This is a genomic window from Nocardioides sp. (genome assembly GCF_014360585.1).
GTDB lineage: Bacteria > Actinomycetota > Actinomycetes > Propionibacteriales > Nocardioidaceae > Nocardioides.
Genome location: NZ_JACIXG010000115.1, coordinates 1 through 14,530 on the forward strand (window position 1 = coordinate 1; position 14,530 = coordinate 14,530).

The 14,530-nt window shown below is 70.1% G+C and carries 9 protein-coding genes; 5 read left to right on the top strand and 4 right to left on the bottom strand.

Annotated elements, in window-relative coordinates; all coding sequences use genetic code 11:
* The coding region (locus H5T77_RS23990; RefSeq protein ID WP_472850368.1) for an MFS transporter at window positions 1-5,564 on the bottom strand (5,564 nt) is incomplete at its 3' end.
* 60 nt (window positions 5,565-5,624) lie between these two features.
* Between H5T77_RS23990 and H5T77_RS24000 the strand changes: the two genes are divergently transcribed.
* The 4 genes from H5T77_RS24000 (at window position 5,625) to H5T77_RS24015 (ending at window position 10,227) form a co-directional block, all read left to right on the top strand.
* Window positions 5,625-6,038 carry a DUF3151 domain-containing protein gene (locus H5T77_RS24000; RefSeq protein WP_292653127.1) on the top strand — a complete coding sequence of 138 codons (414 nt, stop codon included), beginning with the start codon at window positions 5,625-5,627 and terminating at the stop codon, window positions 6,036-6,038.
* Between the two features lie 55 nt (window positions 6,039-6,093).
* On the top strand, window positions 6,094-7,629 hold the full coding sequence (gene lysS, locus H5T77_RS24005) for a lysine--tRNA ligase (RefSeq protein WP_472850369.1): 1,536 nt from the start codon (window positions 6,094-6,096) through the stop codon (window positions 7,627-7,629).
* Between the two features lie 142 nt (window positions 7,630-7,771).
* Window positions 7,772-8,752 carry a helix-turn-helix transcriptional regulator gene (locus H5T77_RS24010; protein ID WP_292653128.1) on the top strand — a complete coding sequence of 327 codons (981 nt, stop codon included), beginning with the start codon at window positions 7,772-7,774 and terminating at the stop codon, window positions 8,750-8,752.
* Window positions 8,753-8,928: 176 nt separating this feature from the next.
* Window positions 8,929-10,227, top strand: coding sequence for an adenylosuccinate synthase (locus H5T77_RS24015; RefSeq protein WP_292653129.1), 1,299 nt, complete (start codon window positions 8,929-8,931; stop codon window positions 10,225-10,227).
* 43 nt (window positions 10,228-10,270) lie between these two features.
* Here H5T77_RS24015 and H5T77_RS24020 read toward each other — a convergent pair whose 3' ends face one another.
* The 3 genes from H5T77_RS24020 to H5T77_RS24030 are packed head-to-tail and all read right to left on the bottom strand — an operon-like array spanning window position 10,271 to window position 13,098.
* A complete protein-coding gene (locus tag H5T77_RS24020; protein WP_292653130.1) occupies window positions 10,271-10,549 on the bottom strand; it encodes a hypothetical protein in 279 nt (92 codons plus the stop codon).
* A 22-nt stretch (window positions 10,550-10,571) separates the two neighbouring features.
* Window positions 10,572-11,858 carry a phosphoribosylamine--glycine ligase gene (gene purD / locus H5T77_RS24025; protein ID WP_292645277.1) on the bottom strand — a complete coding sequence of 429 codons (1,287 nt, stop codon included), beginning with the start codon at window positions 11,856-11,858 and terminating at the stop codon, window positions 10,572-10,574.
* A 25-nt stretch (window positions 11,859-11,883) separates the two neighbouring features.
* Window positions 11,884-13,098, bottom strand: coding sequence for a DUF4032 domain-containing protein (locus H5T77_RS24030; protein ID WP_292645275.1), 1,215 nt, complete (start codon window positions 13,096-13,098; stop codon window positions 11,884-11,886).
* Between the two features lie 47 nt (window positions 13,099-13,145).
* Between H5T77_RS24030 and purB the strand changes: the two genes are divergently transcribed.
* Window positions 13,146-14,530: adenylosuccinate lyase (gene purB, locus H5T77_RS24035; RefSeq protein WP_292653131.1), on the top strand; the 1,385-nt coding region annotated here is incomplete at its 3' end.

The window sequence follows — 14,530 nt, forward strand, 5'->3', positions numbered from 1 at the left end:
CCCGTTCGCTCGACGAATCCCTTGATCACTGTGGGGAACTCGACGGCGAGCTCGGCGAGGACATCGTCGGTGACCTCACCGAAGCGTTCCAGATCCGCCGCCCGTATCAGCAGCACGCCAAGCGTGGTCGACGGTTGCGCGAACACCCCCGACGGATCGCGCAGGCACGCCAGCACGTGGTGGTACGGCGCCTCGGCGACCGACATCACGTTCTCGGGTGCCGCGGCGACCAACAGTTCGGGCAGCCTGCCGAGCGCGAACGTGGCGGCCACCGCCGTCCGCACACCCGCAACAGCCTCCGGTCTCACCGCTTCGGCGCGGACGGGCGCTCCGGGATCGGCGACGGCCGCTTCGACCACCGCCAGATAGTCGGTCCCGAAGTCGGCGCAGGTCCGCGCATCGATGATGTCGGTGTTGTACGTGAACCAGACCTGCCCGGTGTCGGGCAGCACCGCGATCATGAGGTCGAGGTCGGAGTACCCCGTGCTCACCGGAACGATCTCGGCCCGGCCGACGGCCGAATTGGCGCGCAGGTAGTTGAAGTACACCTCCACCAGTGGCGCGTTCGCCCGGGCGAGGCCCTCCCCGGCGAGCGCGGCGATCACCTCGGCGAAGCCCGCGCCGGGCGCGAGCAGAGTGCGCAGGCGCTCGCCGGTGCGGCGCAGAACATCAGCGACGAGGTCACCGGCTTCCACGGCAGCCGGGAAGGGCACGGGCACACCGAAATACCCGACGGCGTCCGTCGCATCGGCATGCATACGGGTGTCCACGGGAACGGCTACGGCGAACCGATCGATCCGCTGCCTGCGCGCGAGCGTCACGGTGAGCGCACCGAGGAAGACAGCGGCCGGGGTGATGCCGAGCTCCCGCGCCCGATCGGCGACCCGATCGTGCAGGCCGGGCGGCATGTCCAGCGCGAGCGTACCGGCGCCGTAGCCCCGTTCGGCCGGGCGTGACCGGGCCAGCGTCAATTCGAGCCGCTGCGCACCGGCGAAGGCGGCCCGCCAGCGGGCGGCCGCGTTGTCGTCGCGCCTGGCCGGTTGAGCAGCGATCAGTTGGTGCAGGTCGCGGTTGGTCACCGTGTCGTCCAGGCCGAGACCGGACAGTTCCGCGACGAGTTCGCCCGCCACCAGCAGCATCGACTGCACATCGCTCATGGTGTGGTGCGCGCCGACGAGCAGGACCTGGTCGGTGGATTCGGCATCGAGCAGCTCGAAACGCCACAGCGGACCGGTCGCCACAGCGAAAGGCGGGGCCATCAGCTCGCGGAACCATGCCTCGGCGACAGCGGCATCGAGATGGTCGAGCACACGCCAGCCGATCGACAGCGCGGCCTCGCGGTGGATCTCGAGCTGGCGGCCGTGCTCGTCACTGGGGCGAACAGCGGTGCGCAGCGCGGCATGGCGGCGGGCCAGTCGGGCCACTGCCTGCTCGAGTTCGGCCCGGGTGACTCGCGTGCGCAGCCGCACCGCGACACCGCCGGTCTGCGCGGCGCTCGGAATACCGAGCTGTTCGGTCCGCAGCAACCGCATCATGTCCCCGGTGACCGGCAGCACTTCGACCTCGGGCACATCGACCGCGGCGGTCTCGGCCGAACCGGAGTCTTGCCGGGCGACCTCGTCGACCAGGTAGGCGGCGAGGTCGGTGAGGTTCTGTTCGGCGAGGATCGTGCCGAGCGGCACCGCGATCCCGGTGTGCTCACGCACCTTGTTGCGCAGTTCGACCGCCATCAGCGAGTCGAGACCGAGACTCTGAAAGGTCTCCTCGACGGCGACGGTCGCGGTACCCGAATGTCCGAGCACTTCCCCGGTCCATCCGGCGACGGCGGCCGTGACCACGGTGATCGCCTCCGCCCGCGGGAGCGCTCGAAGCTCGCGCGCGAACGCCGATCCCGTCGCGGGATCGACTGCCGCGTGATCGGCCACGGCCCGCCGCCGCACACGACGTACGAGCCCACGCAGCAGCGGCGGGACCGCGGGTGAGCGTCGCAACACCTCGGTGTCGAGCAGCAGCGGAACCAGCAGTGGATCACCCTGTGCCAGTGCGGCATCGAAGCAGGCCATGCCGTCGGGCACCGAGAAGGCTCGAACGCCCGCGCGCGCGATGCGCCGGATGTCGGCGTCGGCCATGTGCTCGTGCATGTCGACTTCCCAGGCGCCCCAGGCCAGCGACTGCGCGGGTAGCCCGAGTGACCGGCGATGCACCGTGAGCGCGTCGAGATAGGCATTGGCCGCCGCGTAGTTCGCCTGGCCCGGTGTACCGAACAGACCGCCCGCCGCGGAGAAGAGCACGAAGATGGACAGGTCCCGGTCGGCCGTCAGTTCGTGCAGATGCTGCGCCGCATCGACTTTCGGGCGAAGAACAGCGGTGAGCTGGTCCGGGGTGAGCGAGCCGATGGTGGCGTCGTCGAGTACGCAGGCCGCGTGGACCACACCGGTCAGCGGCATTCCGTCCAGCAGTTCGGCCAGCGCTGACCGATCGGTGATGTCGCACGCGGCGAACCGCACCCGCACACCTCGCTGCTCGAGGTCGTCGCGCAGCTCCGTCCCGCCCGGACCCTCGACACCACGACGGCTGACCAGGACCAGGTCGCGCACCCCGTAAGCGTCCGCCAGATGCCGGGCAAGCGTCGATCCGAGCCGCCCAGGCGCCCCGGTCACCAGTACGGCACCGTCGCCGAGCGACACCCGCCGCTGTGGAACCGGCCCTTCCCGTAGCCGAGCCAACCTGGGCACGAACGCGCGCCCCGCCCGCACCGCCACCTGCTGCTCGCCTGCCGCGAGAACGGCCGCGAAGTCGACGTCGGCATCCGCACTGTCCACCAGCACGATCCGGCCCGGGTTCTCCGACTGAGCCGACCGGACCAGTCCCCACACCACCGCACCCACCGGATCGGGAACGGCCCGACCACTGGGCACACGCGCCCCCACCGATCCGCTGTCGGCGCCCACGACTCCACCCGATACGGGCACACCATGCCCGGTCGAATCGGGGTCGGCGAGCGGAACCACCGCCTGAGTGCGCACGACCAGTGTTGCCCCCTCGAAGCTGTCGTCGCCGAGAAAACTCTGTAGCGCGCCGAGGACGTACTGGGCGGCTTCGTGCACCGCGTCAGTGGAATTGCCCGGGGGGACAGTCAGTATCACCGCATCCGTTGCCCCAGGTTCGGTGTCGCTCCAGCCGCCGATACTGCGTACACCGGCGGTCGCGGGCAATCGCAGCGCGGTCCACCGCAGCTCGAACAGGCGGCGGTGCGCGGGGGCGAGGGTGGCGGTCTGCCACTGCGCGGGGTCGACCGGGCGCAGAAGCAGTGCGCCGACCGAGACCACGGGTCGGCCGGTGCGGTCGGTCGCGGACATGGTGACGGTGTCGGCGCCGGAACGGGCCAGTCGGACGCGCAGTGTGGTGGCGCCGGTGGCCCACAGGGCGACGTCGGACCAGACGAACGGTAGGAGGGCGTGCCCGTCGTCGTCGGCGAACAGCGCGGTCGCATGCAGGGCCGCGTCGAGTAGGGCCGGGTGGATGCCGAAGTCGGCGGCCGCGCCGTGTGCGGATTCGGCCAGTTCGACCTCGACGAAGATCTCGTCGTCACGTCGCCAGGCGAACCGCATCGCCCGGAACAGGGGGCCGTAGTGGTGCCCCCGGGCGAACAGCCGCTGGTACAGGTCGTCGACATCGACCCCCGTGGCGCCGGTGGGCGGCCACGACTGGGCAGGCACCGAAGTCACCGAATCATCCACTGCCCCGAGATGGGGCGCTCCCTCACGCGGCAGGTCGAAGTCCGGGCTGCCGGAGCGCGGACCGACGCCCCAGCCCACACCGGACTGGGCGACGCCCGCTGTGCTGTGGGGCGCGCCGATGACTGCTGTGCGGTCGGGAGCGCTCATGACGGCCGCGAGTTCGGGCCCGACGGTACCCCCGTGACCAGCCGCCAGCGCCGATGGGAGCGAGTCCCGCTGTGCCAGTGCGTGATCGAGCTCCTCGCCGAGGCTCCCGTCGGCGTGCAGCGTCCACTGCGCATCGGGGTCGGTCTCGGACCGAGAGTAGATCCGCACTGTCCGACGGTGATCCGCATCGACCCCGCCGACGACCACTTGAACCTGCACGGACCCACGCTCGGGCATGAGCAGGGGTGCTTGCAGCACCAACTCGCGCACCACCGGACAGTCCACTTCGTCACCGGCCCGCACGGCCCATTCGACCAGCGCCGCGCCCGGCACCAGCACCGTGTCCGGCCCCGCGTGATCGACGACCCACGGCTGCCGCGCGCGCGAGATCCGCCCCGTCAGGGTGACACCACCCGAATCCGGCTGCGGCACAGCGGCACCCAGCACCGGGTGGGTGATGTCATCGAGACCGAGCGACCCGGTGTCGCGGTGGGCCCCTTCGGTCCAGAAGCGCCGCTCGTCGAAGGCGTAGGTGGGCAGGTCGATCCGGCCCCGCTCGGGGACCAGGCGGGACCAGTCGAGGTCATGACCGGCGACGTAGAGCGCGGCCTGTGCCCTGGCCAGGCTGGTCGGCCCGTCCTCGTCGCGAACCAGCGAGCCGACGGCGATCACGTCGCGCTCCAGTTCCTCCGACACCGTCTTCACCGCCGCTGTCAGCGACGGGTGCATGCCGAGTTCGACGAAGTAGCGGAACCCCTCCGCGATCAGCCGCTCGACGGTGGCCGCGAACCGCACGGTCTCGCGGGCATTGCGATACCAGTACTCGGGCCCGACCGGCGCGTCCGTCACCGGCTCACCCGTCACGGTCGAATACCACGGGACAGCCGGCGCCGACGCGCCGAGATCAGCCAGTTGATCGGTGAGCGGCGCGCGAATGACCTCGATCAATCCGCAATGCCCGGCCAGACCGGGGCCGGACGCCCCGAGCCGCGTGTAGATCCCCGCGCGATCCAGCTCGGCCAGCAACTCGGTCACCGCGGCCTGCTCACCGGCCACGATCGTCGACCGCCGCACATTGACCGCCGCGATCGAGACCCGACCGTCGAAGGCGAGCAGTCGCGTGGCGACCTCGGCCTCGGGCAGGCCGATCATCGCCATGGCGGCCGGTTCGTCGATCGCCTGCATGAGGCGACTGCGCGTGACGACGATCCGTACCGCGTCATCAGTCGCGCCCCACAGCGCCATCGCCGAGCCGCGCCGCTCGGACGGGAAGATCCGGGTGATGGTCGCCATCGTCTGCGGCGTCATCATCGCCGCGCCGAGGCCCTGCACCGCTCGCGCGGCCACGAGCGACTCGATGCTCCCGGCGAGCCCGCACCACAGCGACGAGCCTGTGAAGACGGCCAGGCCGACGAGGTAGACCCACTTGGGCCCGAAGCGGTCGCCGAGCCGGCCCATGATGAGGATGGGTACGGCGTAGGTCAGCAGGTAGGCGCTGGTCACCCACAGCACAGCGTTGGCGCTGGCGTCGAGGTCGGCCATGATGTCGGGCGTCGCGACGGTCACGATCGTCATGTCGATCAGCAGCATGAAGAAGCCGATGCACAGCGCGAACAGCGCCCGCCACGGGTGCTCGGTCGTCGGCGCGGCGGTCGTCTGCGTCACGGGCTGGGTCATGGTCACAGTCAACACCCGCCCGGGGAGTGGCGGTGTGCGCCGCCGGGCACAATGGTGGGTATGACCCACCAGGACCTCATGGCCGGCCCGCCGCCGACCCACCTTCCCGTCGACCCCGCGACCGCCGAGCTGACCGCCGGCACCGAGCCCGCCGAGGTCGTCCGCCGCCACCCTGCCTCTCCCTCCGCGTGGGCCGCGCTCGCCACGGCCGCCAAGGAGTCCGGCGCCGAGGACGTGACCATCTACGCCTTCGCCCGCGTCGGCTACCACCGCTCGCTCGACATGCTGCGCCGCAACGGCTGGAAGGGCCACGGCCCGGTGCCGTGGGAGCACGAGCCCAACCGCGGCTTCCTGACCAGCCTCGCCCTCCTCGCCGAGCAGGCCAAGGCGATCGGTGAGACCGAGGAGTGGGAGCGCTGCTCGGAGTTTCTGCGCGACAGCAGCCCGACTGCGTACGACACTCTGCTCGGCTGATCCCCAGGTCGATACCGAATCGCGTCGGACCAGCGATTTCGCCTAGCCTTGCCCTGTGACTGAGCAGACCGCCAACGCGCCCGAACCGGACCTCAACGAGCCCAGCTTCGACGAGCAGAGCCTGGTCCGGCGCGAGAAGCGTGAGCGACTGCTGGCCGAGGGCAAGAAGGCGTACGCCATCGGTGTCGGCCGCACCCACACGCTCGCCGAGGTGCGCGAGGCCTACGAGGACAAGCTCGAGGCCGGCGACGAGACCCAGGACGTGGTCACCGTCGCCGGTCGGGTCATGTTCGTCCGCAACACGGGCAAGCTGGCCTTCGCGACGCTGCAGGAGGGCGTCGGCACCCGCCTCCAGGTGATGCTCTCGCTCGCCGAGGTGGGCGAGGAGTCGCTGGCCGAGTGGAAGGCGCTCGTCGACCTGGGCGACCACGTCGCCGTCACCGGCCGGGTGATCTCCTCGCGGCGCGGTGAGCTCTCCATCATGGCCTCCGGCTGGGAGATGGCGTCCAAGGCGCTGCGGCCCCTGCCGGTGCTCCACAAGGACCTCTCCGAGGAGGCCCGCGTGCGACAGCGCTACGCCGACCTGATCGTGCGCCAGGAGGCGCGCGACATGGTGCGTACGCGCGCGAAGATCACTCAGGCGATCCGCCGCTGCCTGGAGGACGAGGGCTACCTCGAGGTCGAGACGCCCGTCCTGCAGCTCATCCACGGTGGGGCGCACGCGCGGCCGTTCAACACCCACATGAACGCCTTCGACCAGCCGATGACGCTGCGGATCGCGCTCGAGCTCAACCTCAAGAAGGCCGTCGTCGGCGGCATCGACAAGGTCTACGAGATCGGCCGGATCTTCCGCAACGAGGGCGTCGACTCCACCCACAGCCCCGAGTTCACGATGATCGAGGCCTACCAGGCCTACGGCGACCAGTTCACCATCGCCGAGCAGATGCGGCAGATGTACCTCGCCGCCGCCGACGCGGTCGGCTCGCGCCAGATCGAGGTCTCGACAGGCTCGGCCGACGAGACGACGGTCATCGACCTCGACGGTGAGTGGAAGTGGCTCCCGGTCTACGAGGGCGTCTCCGAGGCAGTCGGCGTGGAGGTCACCCCCGACACCGATGTCGACACGCTCAAGGCGCTGGCCGAGAAGCACGACGTCGATCTCGACCCGGCCTGGGGCGCGGACAAGATCGTCATGGAGCTGTGCGGCGAGCTGGTGGAGCCCAACCTCATCCAGCCCACCTTCCTGTGCGACTTCCCGGCGATCGCCCAGCCGCTGGCGCGGATCAACGACGAGGAGCCGGGCAAGGTCCTCGCCTGGGACCTGATCATCGGCGGTGTCGAGCGCGGCACCGGGTTCACCGAGCTGATCGACCCGGTCGTGCAGCGTGAGGTGCTCACCTCCCAGTCCCTCCTCGCCGCCGGCGGCGACCCCGAGGCGATGCAGCTCGACGAGGACTTCCTGCGGGCGCTGGAGTACGGCGCCCCGCCGATGGGTGGCCTCGGTCTCGGCCTGGACCGGGCGATCATGCTCTTCACCGGTGCCGGCATCCGCGAGACGATCCTCTTCCCGCTGTTGAAGCCCGAGGCTTGAGGCGGCCGGGCGAGCTTGCTCGCACGGCCGACCCGAAAGGATCGAGCGAGCCCCGCGAGCTTGCGAGCGGTCGCGACGGGCGGGTCGAGATCCACGCTCCGTGTGACGCCGATCCGATGCGCTTGGCTTTAGAGTGCCAGGTATGGAGAACGGCCGGTCGCAGACGCTGATGACCGCGCTCGGGTTCGAACCGGGCGCGGCGCAGCTCTACAGCCGCCTCCTTCCGCTCAACGGGTGGCCGTGCATGGTGGTGGCGGCGACGCTGTCCGCCTCCATGGAGGACTTGGAGGAGGAGGCTGCGCCCCTGGTCGAGAGCGGAGTCATCAGCTGCGGTGAGACGTTGACCGTGCTCAGCCCGACAGCGGTGGTGGCGCACATGCTGGAGCGGGCCGCCACCAGGGCCCAGGACGCCCACGACCATCTGCTCAAGATCTCCCAGTCGGTCCCGTACGTCGCGGGCACGGCCGCACGGCTCCCCGCTGCCATCGGCGAGGAGCATCCGATCGACGGCGAGGTGATCGCGACCGAGTTCACGCCGGAGACCTTCGAGCGGCTCGTCTCGACCACCTCGGGCGAGATGGTGTGGCTGCGCCCGGTGGTGACCGTGCATCCCTCGGAGATGCGGTTCATCTCGGCGATCGAGTCCGCGATCAGGTCGGGACGCCGGTGTCGTGGCATCTATCCGGTGGCAGCGCTGAAGCACTCGCCCGACGTGCTCCGGATGCGGATCGAGGTCGGTGAGGAGATCCGGATCCTGCCGAGCGTCGCCACCCACCTGATGGTGGTCGGCAGCACCCACGCGATGTTCCCGGACCCGCTCGGTCAGGTGGAGCAGCCGATGATCAACGTCCGCCAACGGGGCATCGTCGAGGTGGTCACCAACTACTTCGAGGAGCTGTGGCGCCGTGCGCTGCCGGCGGCCGACCTCGAGGATCTGCCGAGTGCCGAGCGCCGCCTGCTGCTCGCCGAGCTGGCCAGCGGAGCCCAGGACGAGCAGATCGCCCGGAGGCTCGGTGTCTCGCTGCGTACGGTCCGGCGCCGGGTCGCCGAGCTGCTCGAGGAGCTCGGTGCGACCTCGCGGTTCGAGGCGGGAGTCGAGGCGGCGCGGCGCGGCTGGCTGTGACGTACGGCCTCGGATTTGCTAGCGTGTGGTCGCAAGAGCCCTGGTCTTGCCAGGGCTTTTCGCATTTCTGACTGATTCAGCGATGGATCCAACGGTGGATCAACACACTAGATAATGGTGCGTCGAGCAGCCGGGCCCCGCCCGGAGGGACTCCGTCCGGAGCGAAGGAGCAACACATGCCCGCGATCACGATCATCGGTGCCCAATGGGGCGACGAAGGCAAGGGCAAGGCGACCGACCTTCTCGGTGAGCACGTCGACTACGTCGTGAAGTTCAACGGCGGCAACAACGCCGGCCACACCGTCGTCATCCGCCAGGAAGACGGGCAGAGCGAGAAGTACGCCCTCCACCTGCTGCCCAGCGGCATCCTGACCGGCGGTGTGACGCCGGTGATCGGCAACGGCGTCGTCGTCGACCTCGCCGTCCTCTTCGAGGAGCTGAGCGGCCTGGAGGAGCGCGGCGTCGACATCTCCAAGCTGAAGCTGTCCGCCAGCGCCCACGTCATCGCCGACTACAACCGCCAGCTCGACAAGGTCACCGAGCGGTTCCTCGGCTCGCGCAAGATCGGCACCACCGGTCGCGGGATCGGCCCGACCTACGCGGACAAGGTCAACCGCATCGGCATCCGCGTCCAGGACCTCTTCGACGAGTCGATCCTGCGCAGCAAGGTCGAGGGCGCGCTGGAGCTGAAGAACCAGCTTCTCTCGAAGGTCTACAACCGTCGTGGGTTCACCGTCGACGCGGTCGTCGAGGACCTGCTGTCCTACGCGGACCGGATCGCGCCGATGGTCTGCGACACCGGCCTGCTGCTCAACGAGGCGCTCGACCGGGGCGAGACCGTGCTGCTCGAGGGCGGCCAGGCGACGCTCCTCGACGTCGACCACGGCACCTACCCGTTCGTGACCTCCTCCAACGCCACCTCGGGCGGCGCCTGCACCGGCTCGGGAATCCCGCCGACCCGGATCGACCGCGTCGTCGCCATCGTGAAGGCCTACACCACCCGCGTGGGGGAGGGGCCGTTCCCGACCGAGCTCTTCGACGCCTCCGGCGCCTACCTGCGCGACAACGGCCACGAGTTCGGCACCACCACCGGCCGGCCGCGTCGCTGCGGCTGGTACGACGCGGTCATCGCCCGCTACGCCGCCCGCGTCAACGGGGTCACCGACTTCGTCCTCACCAAGCTCGACGTGCTGGACGGTCTCGACGAGATCCCGGTCTGCGTCGCCTACGACGTCGACGGTGTCCGCCACGACGAGATGCCCGTCAACCAGACCGACTTCCACCACGCCAAGCCCATCTACGAGATGCTGCCGGGCTGGAAGGAAGACATCTCGGGCGCGCGGTCGTTCGACGACCTCCCGGCCAACGCGCAGGCCTACGTGAAGTACGTCGAGGAGATCTCCGGCGCCCGGATGTCGGTCATCGGCGTCGGCCCGGCCCGCGACGAGACGGTCATCATCAACTCGCTGACCTGAGGTTGTGAAGCTGAGAGTGGTCCATGGGCCACTCTCAGCGAGGTCATGAGCGGCGGATCGTGACCCGTCCGACCTTCAGGTCCACCCCGTGGGGCGGGTCGTCGCCGTCGGGCGAGGGAACGACATGACCGACGTTGTCCTGCTCCTTCAGTTCGCGCGCGGCGCGCGCGTTCCCGGGGTCGAAGACGTCGATGAAGCTGCCGAGCCCATCCCCGATCCCGGACGATACGCCGCGTCGCGAGGAGCGCAGCGCCTTGTTGCAGGCGGCGATCACGAGACCGAGAACGACGACGACGGCCACGCCGAACACGACCCAGGTCATGCTCGGGAGACTACGCCCGGGCTCAAAGCAGCGAGGCTCCCTCGACCACTCCGAGCGGCTCGGCCGCGATGTCGGAGCGTCGCTGGAGACCGTCGAAGGTGATCAGGTCGGCGGCGGCGTAGGCCCGCGAGCGCGCGTCGTCGATGTCGTAGCCCTTGGCGCGGACCGCCAGCACGCGGCCGCCCGCGGTGACCAGGTGGCGGTGGTCGGGCTCCTCGGCCGTGGAGGCGTCCACGATCGCCGTGCCGGCGTGGATCACGTCCACGTCGTTGATCGAGTTGGCGTTTCCGGCGCCGGTGATGACGTCGCCCTTCGAGGAGGACTCCGGGTAGCCGGCCGAGGCCAGCACGACGGTCACCGAGGCGCCGTCGGAGAAGGTCGGCTCGGGGACGGTGTCCAGCGCGCCCGTCGCGGCCGCCAGGAGCAGGTCGCCGAGGGAGGACTCCAGAAGAGCCAGGACCGGCTGCACGTCGGGGTCACCGAAGCGGCAGTTGAACTCGATCACCTTCGGGCCCTTGGCGGTCAGCGAGAGCCCGACGTAGAGGCACCCGACGAACGGCGCGCCGCGCTTGGTCATCTCGGCGAGCGTCGGCTCGACGACCGTCTCGAGCACGACCGCCGCCAGGTCCGGCTGCGCCCACGGGAGCGGGGAGTAGGCACCCATCCCGCCGGTGTTGCCGCCCTTGCCGCCGTCGAAGATCCGCTTGAAGTCCTGCGCCGGCTGCAGGGCATAGGCGCGGGAGCCGTCGCAGATCGCGAACAGCGAGACCTCGGGGCCGTCGAGGAACTCCTCGATGACGACCCGCTCGCAGGCAGCCGCGTGGGCCAGCGCCTCGTCACGGTCACGCGTCACCACCACGCCCTTACCGGCGGCCAGAGCGTCGTCCTTCACGACGTACGGAGCGCCGAACTCGTCGAGCGCCGCGGCCGCCTCCTCGGGGGTGGTCGCGACCCGCGAGCCCGCGGTCGGGACGCCGGCGACCGACATCACGTCCTTGGAGAACGCCTTCGATCCCTCGAGCTGTGCGGCCGCCTGCGACGGCCCGAAGACGGCGATCCCGCTGTCGCGGACGGCGTCGGCGACCCCGGCCACCAGCGGCGCCTCGGGCCCGACGACGACCAGGTCCACGCCCAGCTCGCCCGCCAGCGAGGCGATCGCGGGACCGGACATGATGTCGACGTCCCGGAGCGTGGCGAACTGCGCGATCCCGGGGTTCCCGGGTGCGGCGTACACCTCGTTCCCCTCTTGGGAGAGCTTCAGAGCGAGCGCGTGCTCACGACCACCGGTGCCGACGACGAGGATCTTCACGGGGCCACCTTATGCAACCCGGCGCTCATTCCGCGGCGGGCGGGGTGACGGCCTCGTCGGGGCGGCTGTGGAGGACGTCCTCGTAGTAGGACTCGGCGGCGTTGATGAGCTTGACCCACTCGCCCGCGAACTGGGAGAGCACCCAGCGGTGCTCGAGGATCTCGTGGAACATCTGCGCCGGGGTGAGCTTGGCGGTGGCGCCGGACGGACGCATCGCGACGATGGGCTCGTAGACCTCGCGCAGCCAGCGGCCGGCGGCGACCTCGATCGGCAGGTCGCCGATCTCGCGGGTGGCGCGGAAGGCGGAGATGTCGTTGAGGATCCGCCTCGCCTGGGCGTCCTGGACGTCCAGCCCGGTCAGCGTACGCAGCTCGCGACGGTGGTGGCCGAGCTCGACCACCCGCGGGCGGAGGGCCACGGTGTCGCCGTCCTCGCTGGCGGTGATGTCGAGCTCCTCGACGTCGAAGCCGAGGTCGTGGAGGCGCTCGATGCGCTGCTCGATGTGCCACATCTCCTCGGCGGAGAAGACCTGCTCCTCGGTGAGCTCGCGCCAGAGCACGTCGTAGCGGCTCTGCAGCCGCTCGACGATCGCGTCGATCGGGAAGGCCTCCGGCAGCGCTTCGCTCGCCTGCAGGTCGAGCAGCTCGCCGAAGATGTTCTGGCAGGCGACCTCGATGTCGTACTCGCGCAGCCGGTCAGAGAGCTCGGCCTTCAGCTCCCCGGTCTCGGCGTCGACCAGGTAGGCGGCGAACCCGGCCGCGTCGCGGACGAAGAGGACGTTCGACAGGGACACGTCGCCCCAGTAGAAGCCGGCCAGGTGGAGGCGGACGAGCAGGACCACGAGGGCATCGATCAGGCTGGGGAGCCGGTCGGCGGCCATGCCCCGCTCGAACAGCGCGCGGTAGGGGAGCGAGTAGGTGAGGTGCTCGGTCATCAGCGCGGCGCGGAGCTCGTTGCCGTCGTGGTCCGTGCGACCGGTGACGACGCTCTTGGCGACCACCGTCGGTAGACCGAGGCGCTGCAGCTCGCGCAGCATGTCGTACTCGCGTCGCGCGATGTCGGCCTGGGTCTCCTTGACGGCGTAGAGGTGGTTGCGCACGCGCACGATGCGTACGACATGGCGGCTCAGGCCACGCGTCAGCGGCACCACGACATCGTCTGGCCAGTCCTCCAGGGCCTGAGACCAGGGGAGGGTGTAGATCGCCGGGTCGGGCCGCCTGGCGAGGATCTGCAGAGCCATACCGCCACGTTAGTGGGGTGGGCATCGAACATGGGAGAATGTTCGCCGTGACTGTCGTGCCCAACGTTCTCGCCAACCGCTATGCGGCCGCCGACCTCGCCGGGATCTGGAGCCCTGAGCACAAGATCGTGCTCGAGCGACAGCTCTGGATCGCGGTGCTCAAGGCCCAGAAGGATCTCGGCATCGAGGTCCCCGACGGGGTCGTGGAGGCGTACGAGAAGGTCGTCGCCCAGGGCGAGGCCGGTGTCGACCTCGACTCGATCGCGGCCCGTGAGCGGGTGACGCGTCACGACGTGAAGGCGCGGATCGAAGAGTTCGCCGCGCTGGCCGGTCACGAGCACATCCACAAGGGCATGACGTCGCGGGACCTGACCGAGAACGTCGAGCAGCTCCAGGTGCTCTCCTCGCTGAAGCTGATCCGCGACCGTGCCGTCGCGACGCTGGCGCGCCTTGGCCGGCTGGCCAGCGAGCACGAGACCACCGTCATGGCCGGCCGGTCGCACAATGTCGCTGCCCAGGCGACGACGCTCGGCAAGCGGTTCGCGACCGTCGCCGACGAGATGCTCGTCGGCCTCCAGCGGGTCGAGGAGCTCATCGCCCGCTACCCGCTGCGCGGGATCAAGGGCCCGATGGGCACGGCTCAGGACATGCTCGACCTGCTCGACGGCGATGCCTCGAAGCTCGCCGTCCTGGAGGAGCGGGTCGCGGCCCACCTCGGCTTCGACAACGTCTTCACCTCGGTCGGCCAGGTCTACCCGCGCTCCCTCGACTTCGATGCGGTCTCGGCGCTGGTCCAGCTGGTCTCCGGCCCCTCCAACCTGTCGACCACGATCCGGCTGATGGCCGGCAACGAGCTGGTCACCGAGGGCTTCAAGGAGGGCCAGGTCGGCTCGTCGGCGATGCCCCACAAGATGAACTCGCGCTCCACCGAGCGGGTCAACGGCCTCTCGGTCGTGCTGCGCGGCTACCTCTCGATGATCTCCGAGCTGGCCGGCGACCAGTGGAACGAGGGCGACGTCTCCGACTCGGTCGTGCGCCGCGTCGCGCTCCCGGACGCGTTCTTCGCCGCCGACGGTCTCTTCCAGACCTTCCTGACGGTGCTCGACGAGTTCGGTGCCTTCCCTGCCGTGATCCAGCGCGAGCTCGACCGCTACCTGCCGTTCCTGGCGACCACCAAGGTGCTGATGGCCGCCGTCCGCAACGGCGTCGGGCGCGAGGAGGCGCACGAGGCGATCAAGGAGGCCGCCGTCGGCACCGCGCTGTCGATGCGCAAGGGGCAGGTCGAGAACGACGTCTTCGCCAAGCTCGGCGCCGACGCTCGCCTCGGGCTGACCCAGGAGCAGATCACCTCGCTGGTCGCGGCGCCGATCGAGTTCACCGGTGCCGCCGTCGCGCAGGTGCAGGAGGTCGTACGCCGCGTGGAGGCCGTCAC